Source organism: Halosolutus sp. DAT137, from assembly GCF_059736405.1.
On sequence record NZ_JCAQID010000001.1, the window covers coordinates 281406 to 295080 of the forward strand.

15 protein-coding genes and 1 pseudogene are annotated in these 13675 nt (G+C 61.2%); 6 read left to right on the plus strand and 10 right to left on the minus strand.

The features are described from left to right. Positions 1 to 22: 22 nt before the first annotated feature. The 4 genes from arcS to AC6I6L_RS01400 form a co-directional block, all read right to left on the minus strand. On the minus strand, positions 23 to 1804 hold the full coding sequence (arcS, locus tag AC6I6L_RS01385) for an archaeosine synthase subunit alpha (protein WP_497915925.1): 1782 nt from the start codon (positions 1802 to 1804) through the stop codon (positions 23 to 25). A gap of 128 nt (positions 1805 to 1932) precedes the next feature. After that, the gene (locus tag AC6I6L_RS01390; protein WP_497915926.1) at positions 1933 to 2337 is read right to left on the minus strand and encodes a hypothetical protein; all 405 of its coding nucleotides are present in this window, start codon (positions 2335 to 2337) and stop codon (positions 1933 to 1935) included. Positions 2338 to 2410: 73 nt separating this feature from the next. After that, positions 2411 to 2770: a TRAM domain-containing protein gene (locus AC6I6L_RS01395; protein WP_497915927.1), complete on the minus strand. Its 360-nt coding sequence runs from the start codon at positions 2768 to 2770 to the stop codon at positions 2411 to 2413. 51 nt (positions 2771 to 2821) lie between these two features. Beyond that, positions 2822 to 3241: an ArsR/SmtB family transcription factor gene (locus AC6I6L_RS01400; protein WP_497915928.1), complete on the minus strand. Its 420-nt coding sequence runs from the start codon at positions 3239 to 3241 to the stop codon at positions 2822 to 2824. Between the two features lie 98 nt (positions 3242 to 3339). Here AC6I6L_RS01400 and AC6I6L_RS01405 point away from each other — a divergent pair, with 98 nt between their 5' ends. Beyond that, on the plus strand, positions 3340 to 3963 hold the full coding sequence (locus AC6I6L_RS01405) for a DUF7509 family protein (protein WP_497915929.1): 624 nt from the start codon (positions 3340 to 3342) through the stop codon (positions 3961 to 3963). Positions 3964 to 4025: 62 nt separating this feature from the next. Here AC6I6L_RS01405 and tgtA read toward each other — a convergent pair whose 3' ends face one another. The 3 genes from tgtA to AC6I6L_RS01420 all read right to left on the minus strand — a co-directional run bounded on the left by tgtA (position 4026) and on the right by AC6I6L_RS01420 (position 7158). Continuing rightward, a complete protein-coding gene (tgtA, locus tag AC6I6L_RS01410) occupies positions 4026 to 5492 on the minus strand; it encodes a tRNA guanosine(15) transglycosylase TgtA (protein WP_497915930.1) in 1467 nt (488 codons plus the stop codon). Positions 5493 to 5580: 88 nt separating this feature from the next. Continuing rightward, positions 5581 to 6351 (minus strand): SDR family NAD(P)-dependent oxidoreductase, encoded by a 771-nt coding sequence (locus AC6I6L_RS01415; RefSeq protein WP_497915931.1) that lies wholly within the window; start codon positions 6349 to 6351, stop codon positions 5581 to 5583. Positions 6352 to 6603: 252 nt separating this feature from the next. Further along, a complete protein-coding gene (locus AC6I6L_RS01420; RefSeq protein ID WP_497915932.1) occupies positions 6604 to 7158 on the minus strand; it encodes an NUDIX hydrolase in 555 nt (184 codons plus the stop codon). A 177-nt stretch (positions 7159 to 7335) separates the two neighbouring features. Between AC6I6L_RS01420 and AC6I6L_RS01425 the strand changes: the two genes are divergently transcribed. Then, positions 7336 to 7611: a PadR family transcriptional regulator gene (locus AC6I6L_RS01425; protein ID WP_497915933.1), complete on the plus strand. Its 276-nt coding sequence runs from the start codon at positions 7336 to 7338 to the stop codon at positions 7609 to 7611. A gap of 74 nt (positions 7612 to 7685) precedes the next feature. Here the strand turns inward: AC6I6L_RS01425 and AC6I6L_RS01430 are convergent. After that, positions 7686 to 8414: pseudogene (locus tag AC6I6L_RS01430) on the minus strand (profilin-fold protein). A 234-nt stretch (positions 8415 to 8648) separates the two neighbouring features. Between AC6I6L_RS01430 and AC6I6L_RS01435 the strand changes: the two are divergent. The 3 genes from AC6I6L_RS01435 (at position 8649) to AC6I6L_RS01445 (ending at position 10917) form a co-directional block, all read left to right on the plus strand. After that, on the plus strand, positions 8649 to 8792 hold the full coding sequence (locus tag AC6I6L_RS01435) for a hypothetical protein (RefSeq protein WP_497915934.1): 144 nt from the start codon (positions 8649 to 8651) through the stop codon (positions 8790 to 8792). 155 nt (positions 8793 to 8947) lie between these two features. Next, on the plus strand, positions 8948 to 9259 hold the full coding sequence (locus tag AC6I6L_RS01440; protein ID WP_497915935.1) for a hypothetical protein: 312 nt from the start codon (positions 8948 to 8950) through the stop codon (positions 9257 to 9259). Positions 9260 to 9885: 626 nt separating this feature from the next. Continuing rightward, positions 9886 to 10917 carry a tyrosine-type recombinase/integrase gene (locus AC6I6L_RS01445; RefSeq protein WP_497915936.1) on the plus strand — a complete coding sequence of 344 codons (1032 nt, stop codon included), beginning with the start codon at positions 9886 to 9888 and terminating at the stop codon, positions 10915 to 10917. Positions 10918 to 10920: 3 nt separating this feature from the next. On the opposite strand, the gene AC6I6L_RS01450 is transcribed toward AC6I6L_RS01445, so the two are convergent. After that, positions 10921 to 11706, minus strand: a complete 786-nt coding sequence (locus AC6I6L_RS01450; RefSeq protein WP_497915937.1) for a hypothetical protein — start codon at positions 11704 to 11706, stop codon at positions 10921 to 10923. Positions 11707 to 12105: 399 nt separating this feature from the next. Between AC6I6L_RS01450 and AC6I6L_RS01455 the strand changes: the two genes are divergently transcribed. Then, complete coding sequence (locus AC6I6L_RS01455) at positions 12106 to 12717, plus strand: transcription initiation factor IIB family protein (protein WP_497915938.1); 612 nt, start codon at positions 12106 to 12108, stop codon at positions 12715 to 12717. On the opposite strand, the gene AC6I6L_RS01460 is transcribed toward AC6I6L_RS01455, so the two are convergent. Further along, positions 12703 to 13674, minus strand: coding sequence for a hypothetical protein (locus tag AC6I6L_RS01460; RefSeq protein ID WP_497915939.1), 972 nt, complete (start codon positions 13672 to 13674; stop codon positions 12703 to 12705). The two genes, AC6I6L_RS01455 and AC6I6L_RS01460, sit on opposite strands and share 15 nt — an antisense overlap. Between the last annotated feature and the right edge of the window lies 1 nt (position 13675).

Here is a 13675-nt window from a genome sequence, read left to right on the forward strand (position 1 = left end):
GAACGGAACAGTCCCTGAAAGATTATTTTTCTTCGACGTGGCGAATCTCGCAGGCGACCCCGCGCGTACTTTCTGCCATCTCGCGGCCGAACATCTCGGCGCGGCCGACGCCGAACGCCTTGGGTCCCTCGACGACGACCTCGTCACCGACGCGGATCTCCTCGTCGGCGTCGACGACCCCCGGCGCGAGGACGCTGCCGTGGGGAACGAAGCCGTCGATCGCGACCCGTTTCGTCGGCGCGTCGCTCGCGACCCACCGCTTTGCGCCCTCGAGCGTAAACGAGAGGGTGCCGTACTGGGGAACCATCGTCGCGAGTTGGGTGTCCTCTTCGTCGCCGTCCGATTCGGAGTCGCGGCCACGATCGCGCACCTGGATCTTCGGGTAGCGACTCGTGGTCTGGATGTCCGCGAAGACCTCGTCGCCCGCACCGTCACCGAGCAGGTAGTCCGCGATCGCGCGGACGGTGTTGTGTTCTCGCTCGCGTTTCGAGTACTTGAGTTCGCCCGACAGCGCCTCGGCAAGGTTCGCGAGCGACTGGTCGTCGGTCGGGTGCTCGTCGACGGTGTACGTAATCTCCAGATCGAGTTGTTTCTCGACGCGGGACACGATGTCGCGGTAGCCCTCCTCGGGAACGTGGGCGATGATTTCGGGGTACTCGTTGCGTTCGAGATAGCGCTGGAGAACCTCGCTGACGAACCCTTTCTCGTCTTCGGACCACCGGCCCGTGACGACGGTGTCGTAGTGCTGGGCCGGGTAGGTCGTCTCGAGTTCCTGCGGGACGACGCCGATCGGACTGGTCATCGAGACGAGGTGGGCGCGCCACTGGACGGCGTCGTGGAACTGGCGGTGGCTCTGGGACTCGCTGTAGGGTTTGGCCGCCGAACACGGCACCAGCACGAGCGGGTTCTTGAACCGGTTCCGGTAGCGCGTCGTGACGCGATCGGCAAAGCGCTGAATCTCGACCCGTCGGAGGGTGTCTTCGGTTGCGGCGTTGATCTGGGCGTCCCGGAGGATGGGCGTTCGTTCTTCGAGGTAGCTCCACTGGGAATCGAGTTCACGTATGGCGGCGGTGAGCCACTGGTCGTGGCGGGCCTGGCCCTCGAGATAGTCCCGGAGGCGGCCGTCCCGAATCCGTCGGCGGACGATGCCGAGTTCGGCGCGAAGGGCGTTGACGTTGTGCTCGGCGCAGTCTTCGCGGGTGAACTCCTCGCGGGGCTGTTGGCAGGCCGGACAGGCACACGGGAGTTCCTCGAGATCTTCGAGAAAGTAGGCCTCGTCGGTCGTCAGATACCGGCCTTCGGTCCCCTTCACGACGGCTGCGGTCTCGTCGAACAGGTCGACGCCGGCGTAGGCGAGCAGAGCGACGTTCCGGGGTGTGGCGACGCCGGAGAACAGGAGAGCGGTGTCGGTCGGAACCGCCTCGCGAACGGATACGACGGTCTCGACGAGCGCTGCGCCGTGGCCCATCACCGACTGGATGTTCGAGAGCGCGTAGGCGTCGGTTCCCTCCTCGCTGGCCCTCTGGCTCGAGACGACGGCGACGCTCGGGTAGTCGACATCCGGATAGTCGACGGCAAACGATTCCTGTACTTCCGGGGCGGTGCCGCCGGGAAACGATCGGTGCGGGAGAACGGTGAGGCTCGACTCGTCGCCGTCGGGAACCTCCCGGTCGGCCGCCCAGAGCGAGCCCGCGTCCTCGAGCAGGTCGTCGACGAGCGCGGGCGTCGTCCGGGGCGACTCGAGGCGGAGTTCACCGACGCGCGCGGCCCCGTCGCGTGCGTGTACCTCGAAGTACTCGGTCATACCGGATATGACTGGGGCGTGCGAAAGAGGCTGTCGATAGTCACTGCGATCGATCTCACGCCGTCGATCGCTGCCGCGACCGCCAACCACGTGACCCGCGCTTGCGAGTCGAGCCGGATGAACGCGGGCTACTCGATACTATCGTCTCCAGACCGCGCCGTTCGCGGCCAGACCGCGACGAGGACGTACAGGAGGCCGAGCAACCGGGTCGCGGGACGGACCCACGGCTTCAGCGCGATCGAGTCGGAGTTTTCGTAGGCGACACCGAGCGCAGCGTCGAGAACCGCGTCCGGACGGAGTAGCGCTGGCAGTCCGACCGTTGCAAAGAGGGGGCGCAGGCCCGGCCAGGCGGTCTCCCAGTTCCAGGCGAGCCAGAGGCCGACCACCCCTTCGGCTCGGGCCATCGGGAGCGTCCAGCGGCGCAGCCGTGCCGTTTCGGGGTTCTCGAACGCGAGTCGCTCGCCGGCGGCGACGATGCGATCGGGAACGGCGATTTCGACGGCGGCGATGAGTACGAGGAACAGTCGTTGCATACCGTCCAGTCCGGCACGCGAACGCAAAATACCGCCGTGTACCTCGAGGATGGCGTCGCCGGTAATCACGCGGTCAGGCTCGATCGAGAAACGTCGCGGTCGCGGAGGTGTGGCCGCGGTTGAACGAGAGTACCTTGACCCGAATTACGTCGGTCTCTGTGAGTCCACCGGGAAGATCCTCGACGAAGAGGACGAATCCCTCGACCTTGCAGACGGCCTGGCGCTCGCCGGAATGGTGGGTGGTGAACTCCTCGATCGCGACCGTTTCGACGTCACCGATCTCGACGGGCGGCACTCGGTTCTGGGCCTCCTTGTGTCGCTCCCAGGATTCCCGTTGGTCTCCGTCGGTATCTCCGAGTGCCCGCTTGAGGACCCACGACGCAAATAAGACGATCGTGAGCGTTCCGAGGACGAGCGACCCTGTTCCGATCATACAGGGAGTGGGTAGCCCTCCCCTCTTTGTTGTTCTGGGTTCGATCGGTGTCTACTCGCTTTCCGAGACCGAACTGTCGTATAGCGCACTGAATTCGCGCTCACCGCGGATCAGTTCGTCGACGCCGCTGGTAAGTGTGACCTCGCCGAAGACGGTTGCCCGGTAATACGTGTACAGCCCGTCTTGCCCTCGCTCCGTACGTTGGCGCTTTTCGATGAGTCCAACGTCGAGAAGCTTGTTGAGATGGTAGTGGAGGGTGCTGTCATCGATATCGATCGCCTCCTCGAGCTCCTTCGGACTCATCGCCTCGCCGTGGACGAGCCGGTAGAGGATTTCGTACCGGGTACGGTGGCCGATAGTGGCGTGCATCTCGAGATACTCGTCGAGACTCAGGACGCTGTCTTCCGGAAGCAAGTCTTCCGGGTCGTCCGGGCTTTTCCCGCCGGTTGCACGCGTTGGGTTCGTGGCCATCGTGTGGTAACAGACGCGTGGAAAACTCTTAGTCGTTGTTGAGCCGAACTTTCTCGAAAACTCCAGTCTTTATAAAACCTTGCTCGAAAAGGGAACCCGTGTCAACGCAGATCACACGAGACCTGATCGCCCACCGACTGGGAAGCGTGACGTACGACCGCTTCCTGCTCTATTTGATGGGACCGTACAAGTCGTTCAATCTCAACTACGTGCTCAGCGAAGAGGAGCGCCGATCGATCGATGTCGACGATCTCCCCGGACCCTTGCGTAGACTCTTCCAGAACGAAGACGATATCAACGCGGCACAGGCGCTCTTGCGACGTATTCAAGGAGAACTCCGGACCGATCCAGGGGTGAACGCATTTTTAGCTCTCGATGTCGACGTGGACACAGATGATGTCGATGCGGTAACCCAGAGCATCGATTATACACGATGCAGTAACGCGACCGCATTCATCGTCCCATTTCTCGGACACAATTTCGGCGTCGGCGAAGAAGCCGGAAGCATCCTCGAAACCCTCGGAGAAACGCACGACGATCGGTTGGTTTTCGTTCACGAAAACGACGTGACGAGTGCGATGATTCGATCAGCGAGAATGCGGTGGGATCTGCGAGTCGAGACGTACGAAACGGAGGCGGAACTCGTTGATACGCTCCGACGATTCGCTGGCGAGATCATGCAGCGTGAACGCCGCGGTGATCTCGACCATCTCGACCGATAGCGGGAGTGACGTTGCTCCCGTATCCATCCGAGAAGGAGATGGTTCGATCCGCATCAACTCTCTCACAACTCACTCAACGCGACGTCATCCGGAACCAGATCGAGCACGCCCGCCGGCCAGCCGCGATGGGCGAGCGTGATCTCGGTGCTGGGATTCGATTCGGCCAGTCGCGCGACGCCGTCGGCTGCGGCTTCGAGCGCCGATCGATCGGCCTTGTCGGGTACTTCGCCCGTGAGCGGGTAGCTCTTCGAGAGCGCGCGGGGGAACGGGCCGAATGGCGGTTTGACGCGCCAGGCGTCGTCGAAGTCGCCGTCTCCGGGGGCGTTCCCCTCCGTGAGCAACAGCGAGTCGGGGACGGAAAGTCGCTCGAGGCGCTGGTGGTGACGGAGCACTTCGGGGCGGCGAGCGCTCTCGTGAGAGGTGTAGAAGAACGATCCTTTCGAGACGGGATCGGTGCGTTCGAGCTGGTCGGCGTGGTCGAGCAGCGTCCGGTACCCCTCCAGCATAGTCGGATGGCTGCGAGCGCGCTCGTCGACCAGTTCGAGGAGGTTGCCGGCACGGATGGCCTGTTTGATCCGGCGGATTTCCGCGAAGGTGACGTGGAGGTTGTGTGCGGCCAGTTCCGACTCGCGCTCGTCGTCGGGAAGCGCTCGAAGCTCGTCGGGGGTGTGTTCGAGACAGACCGGACAGGAGCAGGGGAGATACTCGATGTCCGCGAGGTGGCGCGTGCCGCGGACGGTGAGATACCGATCGTCGCGGGCGTAGAGGGCGTAGGCGGCGGAGTCGAAGAGATCACAGCCCATCGCGACGGCGAGGGCGAACATCATCGGGTGGCCAGCGCCGAAGAGGTGAACCGGCGCGTCCGCGCCGAGGCCGCGCTTGGCCCCGGCGACGACGTCGACCATGTCGTCGTAGCGATACTCGTTCATCAGCGGGACGACCGCACCGACAGGGAAGACGTCGAGGTCGGTTTCGTCGGCGTGGCGGCCGGCCGCTTCCCGAAGGTCTGGGTAGGTCGACCCCTGAACGGGTGCGTTGACCAGCATGTCGCCCGTCTCGACCGTCTCCGCGAGTTCGAGGCGTTCCTGCGTGGTCGCGAGTTCCCGTTCGGCCTGCTCGCGGGAGACGTCCGGCGGCGTCGGAATGTCGACCGGCGTTCCGATGTCCGAGCCGATCGCGTGCTGGAACTCGAGGATTTCCTCCGTAGTGACGTCGATCTCGCCGTATTCCGAGAGCTGGAACGAGCCGGAGTCAGTCATGATCGCGCCGGGAAAATCGAGCAGGTCGTGGAGTCCGTTCTCGAGGGCTTGCTCGCGGACGTCGTCGGTTCCATAGATGATATACGAGTTCGTAATGAGAATCTCGGCGCCGAACTCCGCGGCGAGTCGCCGGGGACTGATCGTATCCAAGTTGGGGTTGATCACCGGCAGGAGAGCGGGTGTTTCGACGGTGAGGCCGGCGCGGGGGACGGTGAGGTGTCCGATCCGCCCGCCGGCATCGGTGTCTTGAACTTCGAAACAGTCGCGCATAGACCGTCAGTTGGCAGGTCTGACGTAAGTCTTGACGGTTTTGATACCGTCGGTGGATTCGGTCGAGTGTGATCGACGAGTCGGTCGCCTACTGCGTCGTCCAGCCGCCGTCGACGGCGAGACACGCCCCCGTGACGAACGAGGCCGCCTCGCTCGCGAGGAAGACGACGGGCGCGGCGATCTCTTCGGGCGTCGCGAACCGGTCGAGGGGGGTTCGCTCCTCGATCGATCGTCGCAGTTCGTCGGACGATCGAACCTCCTCGGTGAGTTCCGTCGCGACGTAACCGGGGGCGATCGCGTTTACCCGAACGTCGGGTGCCCAGTCGATGGCCATGCTTCGCGTGATGCCGACAAGGCCGTGTTTCGCGCCGACGTAGGGGTGCTGGCGCGGCAGCCCGACGACGCCGCCGACGCTCGCGACGTTGACGACGGCTCCGTTGTCGGCGGCTTCGAGGGACGGCGCGGCCAGTTGGGTACACCGGAACGCGCCCCTGAGATTGACGTCGAATACGGTATCGAAGGCGTCGGGTGAGACCGACTCGGGCTTGCCGAGTGCCGATTGCGGGTTGATACCGGCGTTGTTGACGACGATAGTCGGCCCGCCGAGTTCGTCGTGTGTGCGCTCGATCAGTCGCCTGAGATCGTCGTCTTCGGTGACGTCAGTCGGGACGGCGATCGACTCGCCGCCGCGGTCTTCGACGGCTGTGACGGCCGCTTCGACGTCGTCGTCCGTCCGAGAGGCCGGAACCACGTCGGCCCCGGCGGCCGCGAGTTCGGTCGAAATAGCCAATCCGATCCCCCTGGTTCCGCCGGTGACGATCGCGACCTCGCCCGACAGATCGGGGTCCGTCGGGTTCACCTGGACCACCGGTTGACATCGGGTTCGATCGTCCACGCAGCGTATTCGCTCATGGGTTCGTCCGTCTATTTTCCGGTTCCGGCTTGAATGCACTGGTCGCCCTCGCGGCGAGGTTCCATCGGTGAGGGGAGGAATGCGGGGTGTCCGGGGGCCGGGACGCTTTTTTGCTATCCGAATTCTCGTGTCGAGAGGCGATCGCGGACGTCATATCCCAACGCTCGGGAATCCTCGCGCTTCAGCGCGGGGAGGATGTCAACTCTCGTCTTCGAACAGTCGATAGTAGGAGACGGCCAGTACCGCTCGACCGTCGCGAACCTCGTCCGCTCTGACAGCCTCGAGAAGGTCCTCGAACGGCGTCGGTGACACTCGAATACTCTCGTTGTGATCGAGTCGCTGTTCGGCGGTCGGTCGACAGCCGCGAGCGACAAAAAAGTGTAAGACGGCGTTGGCGATCCCGTTTGCCGGCTCGACCGTAACGAGTGACTCGAGTCGATCGGCCTCGTAGCCGGTCTCCTCTAGAAGTTCGCGGCGGGCGGCGGTCTCGAGATCGTCGTCGTCGGGTTCCGTCCCGCCGACGGGAAGGCCGTAATTGATGCGATCGACCGCCTGTCGCCACTCCTCGATACAGACGACGTCGCCGTCGGGCGTGAACGGCAGGATGCAGACGCTCGCCGGTTCCGAGAGGTAATCGAAGTCGGTTTCGGTGCCGCCGGGCAAGCGAACGGACTCGTTAACCACGTCGAAGCCGGGACAGGTGTAGGCTACCCGCCGATCGAGCGTTTCCCAAGCGAGTGAATCGTTCGACATACCGGCCGGTACGGCGGTCGTTGCAAAAAGCGTCGCGTCACGACACCGCCGCCACCGACGCGGAGCGCGGGTGGGACCGAACCCCTTCTACGTGGTGCGTTCTCGCTGCACCGGGATCTGTACCATCTCTATAACAAAGCCACAGATCGGTGAACGTTCGTTTTCAGAGGGTGATCCATGGATCAGTTAACTGGATTCCAGCGAGACTTGCTATACGTGATTGCAGGGAAAGATCGACCGTCCGGCCAGAAGATTCTGGACGATATCAACCACTATATCGACCAGCCGGTCACACACGGCCGGCTGTATCCGAATCTCGACACGCTGGTCGACAAAGAACTCGTCGAAAAAGGCCAACTCGATCGTCGGACGAACTACTACGCGCTGACGCCGAAAGGCCGACGTGAATTACAACAGCGCCAGGAGTGGGTCGACCAGTACGTCGACGTCTAACTTCTGGCGACCACTTCTCTCGCCGCTCGCCTCACCGGTTCCGGAAGTCACGACGCCCGGAGCGAACGCCGCTGTCAGCACTCGTCGAACGAGACCGTCGACAGATCGGCCTCGAGACCGTCGACGTGATCGTTGAACGCGTCGACGAACCCCGGCACGTCAACCGCGAGCCGCCGGATTTCCGAGGCCGAGGCCGGCCCGTACTGTGAGAGCAAATAGGTGCCATCACTCCCCCCGACCCGCAGATAGGAGGCCGCGTCCCCGTCCCATTTTAGCTCCCAGCGCTGACCCGACACCGTCGTCGCGTAGGTCCCGTACTAACCCTCGTAGCGGTGTAACTCGCAGGCCATCGCGTTTGCAACGTCGCGAATCCGCTCGACGGTCCGATCGCGCTCGGCGACCAGTTCCGCCGTCGACTCGATCGCGGGAAACTCCTCCGGTGCCGACTCGAGCACTCCGTCGAACGACCTGATGTGTTCGTTGAACGCGGCGACGAACGCGTCGTAGTCGGCCATCGCGGTTTCGAGGGCCTCGGGTTCGGGCGGCTGTTTGCCCGAGACGACGTAGGTTTCGGCCCCCGATTTCGGGTCGAATCGGAGGTACTGAACGTCGCCCGCCTCGTACTTGAGCGTCCACGTGCCGCCGTCGGTGTCGAACGTCTCCTGTCCGTAATCGCCGCCCTGCAAGACGGCTAACTCCCGTGCCATCTGCCCCGCGTGAGTCCGGACCCGCGCCGCCAGGTCGTCTCGTCGCTGTGCGACGGCCGCCGCGTCTTCGACGTCCGCCTCGAGTCCGTCTGTCATTACTCGAGGGAAGGCCTCGGCGGCAGTAACGGTTTTGGATCACCCGCGACGGCTTCGACGGGACTGGTCGGGGGGACGATCGCGGCTCCTGATGATTCCGGTGACGTGTACGCGTCGGACGATCGTCTGACTGACTTTCATATCCGTCCCCGTTGGCGTCGTTGCTATGCACCGAACCAAGCGATACCGACACACAACTCGTCGCCGGACGCGACGCGAGGTGAGCTTCGACCGATGAGCGTACTGCGACACCCAGGCGAGACCGCCCGCCCCCGGGTCCGGACCGTCGTCCCGTTCGTCGTCGCGATCGCCGTTACGATTGCAGCGCTGTTCGTCTACCTCGGACTCGTCGCCGTCCTGGCCCCAGCACTTCCGTAACGCTCGCCGCCATCGCGGGGTGATACGGATTCGTGTCCATAGGTAGCGCCGATCGGCCAAGACGGGTCGCCGTTCGGCGGTGACTGCTGACACTGATCCGTCTGACGTCGGGCATAAAAGTTGATACTCGATGCCTCGAAAGCGATCGATCGTCAATGCCCGATCGCCCGCCCGCTCCGCCGTCACCGTCCGTGCTCCCCTCCGCCCGCTGTTCTGATGAGGAGTCCCGACTCGTCGCAACGACGCCGCAGCTCGTCGACGCGATCGAGTCCGCACTCGACTGCCGACTCGACGAGAGCGTCTGCGAGGACCTCCTCGTCGAACTCGATCGCCAGGGAATCGTCGAATGGGTGACGGTCACCCGATCGGGGACCGTCGTCTGGGACCTTACGGCGACGCCCGACCTGGTTGCGGAGGCTGTTGGGTCGGCAGTTGCCGATTGGGTCAGTGCGTGGCTGGGTGCGTGAGTCGATTGCGCCGGACTTCCTCCCTTCTCGACACCACCGCAAAGCGGTTCGACAGATCACCCACATCCACCGGGAACGGCCGGATTGGTACCCGAATTCGCCCATTCCTCGAGCGCCTTGGTGGCGATCGCCACGCCGAAACACTCCGGAACCGATCGCTCAGTTCCGGGTACTGCGGGAGGACAGGCTGCTATCTGGTGGGCCGGCGCAGATATCGAACACGGGAAGACGATCGCCCTCGCTTCGCTCGGACGCTGCGACTTCCCTGCTCGAATCTGCTTGGTTCCATTTTCCACGCACCGCAGACTCGTCACTCCGTTCCTCGTATTGCGGTGCGGGAAAAGTGGGCCGGCGCAGGACCCACGCTCCGGACGGTTGCCACGTTCCGGGCTCCTCGCGCCTCACTGCGTTCGGCGCTGCGGTGCCGGGCTTCCGAGCACTGCGGATCCAACGCTCCAATCGGTTTCCCGGTTCCGGGGTGCTCGGGGCGGCAAGCCGCCCCTGCGCTCCCGGGCTTCCAGGGAATGCGAAGGCAATCCTTCGATTCTAATTGCCTCACCGGCAGGCCCACTCCCGAAACGCCCGATCGCTCCGTCCACACAGGATGTAGAGCCGGAGCAATCACTATGCCCGAATCACCGACAGACGACAATCTTGAACCACTGACCCCACAAGAAGCGCTGCAACTCTACGAACAATCACGTCATCAGGAACTCGCAGAACAAACCCTGCAATCCCACCGATACAGAATCACGCGTTTCATCGAATGGTGCGATGAAGAAGCAGGAATCGACGATATGAACGACATTGGCGGGAGAGACATCCAGCGATTCAAAATCTGGCGATCAGAACAAGTCAACACGACAACCCTGAAAAGCAACCTGGATACCCTTAGAGTCTGGATACGTTTCTGTGAAGGGGTGCAGGCAGTCCGAGATGGCGTCTCGGAAAGCATCAACTCCCCATCGCTGAACGGGTCCAAAACAACACAGGACATCGTCAAAGAATCAACAGCCAGTGAAATCCTTGCATACCTGTCGAAATACGAGTACGCATCGGTTGAACACGTCGTGATACGTCTTCTCTGGGAAACTGGATGTCGCGCCGGCACACTCCGAGGCGTCGATCTCGACACCGACGTGCATCTGAGTGCGGAGTACATCGAAGTGAAGCACAGGCCAGAGACCGGGACACCGTTGAAGAACCAGGCCAAAGGAGAGCGAGCGATCGCAATCAGCACCCGGACATGCAACATCCTGCGGGACTACATCGACCAGCACCGGTTTGACCGTATCGATGAGCACAGCCGAGAGGCCCTCATCACAACACGACACGGGCGAATCACAGTGAACACTATCAGGTGCTACGCTTACAGGGTCACTCGGCCGTGCATGTATGGGCGTGATTGCCCGCACGACCGAGATCCGGAATCGTGCGAAGCCGTTGAATCCCGGATGACAGCCAGTAAGTGCCCGGATTCGAGCGGGACACACGCGTTCCGTAGGGGTGCGATTACGCATTATCTCGATAGCGACATCCCAGCGGAAATCGTATCGGATAGGCTAGACGTGCAGAAGCGAACACTGTCCGATGTCTACGATTACCGGTCGGAGCGAGACAAAATGGAACTGCGACGAGAATACTTCGATGATCTGTAGGGCTTAGGCCTGTAACCCGTACCTTTCCGGTCGTTCCTCGATGCAGCGAGAAATCGTCCGGCTTGACGTATTGAGGGCCTTCGCGGCCTGCCTCTTGCTCATCTCTCCCTTGGCAACCAGTTCGAGGCACGCGCAAACCTCTTCGTATCGCGGCCCGGGGACGATGTCGCCGTCACACGCTTCGAAGCCCAGTCCAGGCCGTCCGCCATTGTATTCCAGCCCAGCCCACCGGGCCACATCGGCTATCGTTGCTTCGCGCTGCCTAACAATAGCATCCCGATCCGAGATTGAGAGAGTCCGGACGATTGCATTGAACTCATCACTGCCTGGACTTACACGCCAAATCTCGCTGCCGGTCGGATCTGCCTCGATAAGTCCTATGTCGATCTCATGTGGTACGAGGACCTCTCGGAGTTGGGTGAGTCGGGCCCGGATCTCTCGATCTGTGTTACCGATCGCACGGAATCCGTCGATCATCATAATCTCGCAGTCAGTTTCCGGGTCAGTGATAACTGACTGTAAGTCGTCAATGATGGCGTCGAAATCCGTGCCGAACACGTGGACAACTTGCCGCCCGCTCGTGTCGAAATAAGCGGGTGAGCCTTTGTCCTTGATAGCTGTTGTTACTTCGGGGGATTCTTCGAGACTGATGTGGTGCATGCTCAGATGCGGTGATTCGGGAGCCACGCCGAACTCTGATTCTCCCCATGACAGAACTATCTGAGTGTTTTCCGCGGTCGATGACCCCCCGCGATCGATGTCTGTGAGAGACGCTTGTGTTGTTGCCATGATCTTACGTTATATTGCCTCTGGAGCACTAAATAAGCCCGCTCCAGCGTTAAAGATCGGCTCGACAAAACTCTAAACCGGTGCGTAGATCGGTTCGACAGAACCCGTAGAACACCCGTTCACATCACAACGGGTGGATGAGTGTATCTAAGCGCTTTAGAGCCCCGCGAATCTAACCTAATCGATTCGATACGGTTCCGCGTCCCCCTGAAATCCGGTGATACTACCCACAGCTACTATGAGGTATATATCCTGTAAGGGGCATTCAGCCCCCGCAGAAAGTGCCGCTCACACGCCACTCCGGCTTTTTCTACCAGGCGCAGTATGACCCGGGTCGTTCGGTGGAGATGAGATTAGACCGGGAGTCCGATTTTAAGACCATACATCGGACCATCATGTATGAGCACAGACAACGCCCCAGCCCAGCACCCCACCCCTGAACCCGGACTCCCGGTCACCGAACCGGCGAAAGTGTACGCGATCCTTGATGACCACGCTGACGAACTGGACATTCCAGAAAGTGTGATTCGGATGGCTACCGACCTATTCCGGCGAACATACAATCAAACCAGCTTGGTGGGCCGCGGAACAAAGATCGCCGTCGCCGCGGCAATCAGAGTCGCGTGTCAATGGAATGGGGTTGCCCGGTCACTCTCCGAGATCGCTTCAGTAACAGATGCGGATGAAACACTGATCGCTCGGGAAGCCCGGAAAATCCAACGCATTACCGGTCATCACACCACATCAGTCGAGCCTGCGGCCTACGTCTTTCACTGGGTAGACAAACTCGGACTCGACTATGATACCCGTCGAGATGCCTTTGCGCTTCTTGCGGACATCAATCCTGGAAGAGCGCCGTCAGCGGCCGCAGCCGGTGCGCTATGGGCCGTACTTGCTCCACGGGATGATCGGGACGTAACACAAGAAGAAATCGTCCAGGCGACGTACACGTCCGCCTACACGCTTCGAGAAGTACGGTGTGATATAACAGGAGAGTCAGGTATCGAATAACGACGTTTGCCGGGGCTTCATCTCTTCCAATGCCTGGATACACAGCTCAGATAACTCATCACGCAACTCTTTCATCCGCTCACGCTGCCGGCGGCGAATCCACCCGACTGAATCACCATACTGGTCAACGAGTTCCGGGAGCATCTCTTCAGCTTGTTCCTCACCTTCTTTCGCCTTATCACGGATTTTTCGATGCACTGGGTCATCCTCATCGTACTCTGGGATGGCAATCGCCCACACGCTTTTATGCACGTCTCTCCCACCGAAAAGCCCGCGACTCATCATCTCCGCAATCAACTCCAGCACCATCGGGGAGTTCAAGAACCCAGAGAGGTAGTACGCCTCATCCTCGTCATCAGTTTCGTAACTGTAGCACTTGTGATCGATCGTGAGCGGGATTCGACCAGCGTTATTCCGTTGCAACTCGATTTCTGACCCGTTCACCTTGATGTCATCCAGCTCGTCTGTATCAACAACACACCCGCACACGTACGATCCGCTCGTATTCTGCAGCACACGGTATCGCGGGTTCGGAGACTGTTGTGTAAGTTTTCCTCGGTAATTGAGCCACTCTAATAGAGACTCGTTAGTCGTGTCTTCCTTGTTCGCTTCCCACTGGTCTGACGCAGTACTGATCCACTCAGCGAGAAGTTGATCACCGTTCTGCCTCGCATCCTGCTCGTCAAGCAAGTGGTAGTCATTCCCAGAGATAGACAATGGGAGCACTGATATAGGGAATTCGACGTGGGCGAAGTGTGTTAGTTCACTCCCTGTAACACAGTGAAAGAGATAATCGCGTTCGATTTGCTGGTTCATTTCGACCGAATCCCACGGTTCTTTCGCCCGGTCAGCCGCTCGCTCGGACGTTTTCACGAGCGGTTTCTCTGTGTTGATCCCGAACGTTGGGTGTTTTTCGAAATCAACGAACCACAGCGATCGCAGAAGACGTTCGTGCATG

Excerpts from the sequence above, each read along its gene's own strand:
- AC6I6L_RS01420 (WP_497915932.1), bottom strand. The coding sequence starts at position 7,158 with ATGTCGAACGATTCACTCGCTTGGGAAACGCTCGATCGGCGGGTAGCC.
- AC6I6L_RS01395 (WP_497915927.1), bottom strand. The coding sequence starts at position 2,770 with ATGATCGGAACAGGGTCGCTCGTCCTCGGAACGCTCACGATCGTCTTA.
- tgtA (WP_497915930.1), bottom strand. The coding sequence starts at position 5,492 with ATGCGCGACTGTTTCGAAGTTCAAGACACCGATGCCGGCGGGCGGATC.
- AC6I6L_RS01445 (WP_497915936.1), top strand. The coding sequence starts at position 9,886 with ATGCCCGAATCACCGACAGACGACAATCTTGAACCACTGACCCCACAA.
- arcS (WP_497915925.1), bottom strand. The coding sequence starts at position 1,804 with ATGACCGAGTACTTCGAGGTACACGCACGCGACGGGGCCGCGCGCGTC.
- AC6I6L_RS01400 (WP_497915928.1), bottom strand. The coding sequence starts at position 3,241 with ATGGCCACGAACCCAACGCGTGCAACCGGCGGGAAAAGCCCGGACGAC.
- AC6I6L_RS01460 (WP_497915939.1), bottom strand. The coding sequence starts at position 13,674 with ATGCACGAACGTCTTCTGCGATCGCTGTGGTTCGTTGATTTCGAAAAA.
- AC6I6L_RS01390 (WP_497915926.1), bottom strand. The coding sequence starts at position 2,337 with ATGCAACGACTGTTCCTCGTACTCATCGCCGCCGTCGAAATCGCCGTT.
- AC6I6L_RS01435 (WP_497915934.1), top strand. The coding sequence starts at position 8,649 with ATGAGCGTACTGCGACACCCAGGCGAGACCGCCCGCCCCCGGGTCCGG.
- AC6I6L_RS01425 (WP_497915933.1), top strand. The coding sequence starts at position 7,336 with ATGGATCAGTTAACTGGATTCCAGCGAGACTTGCTATACGTGATTGCA.
- AC6I6L_RS01450 (WP_497915937.1), bottom strand. The coding sequence starts at position 11,706 with ATGGCAACAACACAAGCGTCTCTCACAGACATCGATCGCGGGGGGTCA.
- AC6I6L_RS01440 (WP_497915935.1), top strand. The coding sequence starts at position 8,948 with ATGCCCGATCGCCCGCCCGCTCCGCCGTCACCGTCCGTGCTCCCCTCC.
- AC6I6L_RS01455 (WP_497915938.1), top strand. The coding sequence starts at position 12,106 with ATGAGCACAGACAACGCCCCAGCCCAGCACCCCACCCCTGAACCCGGA.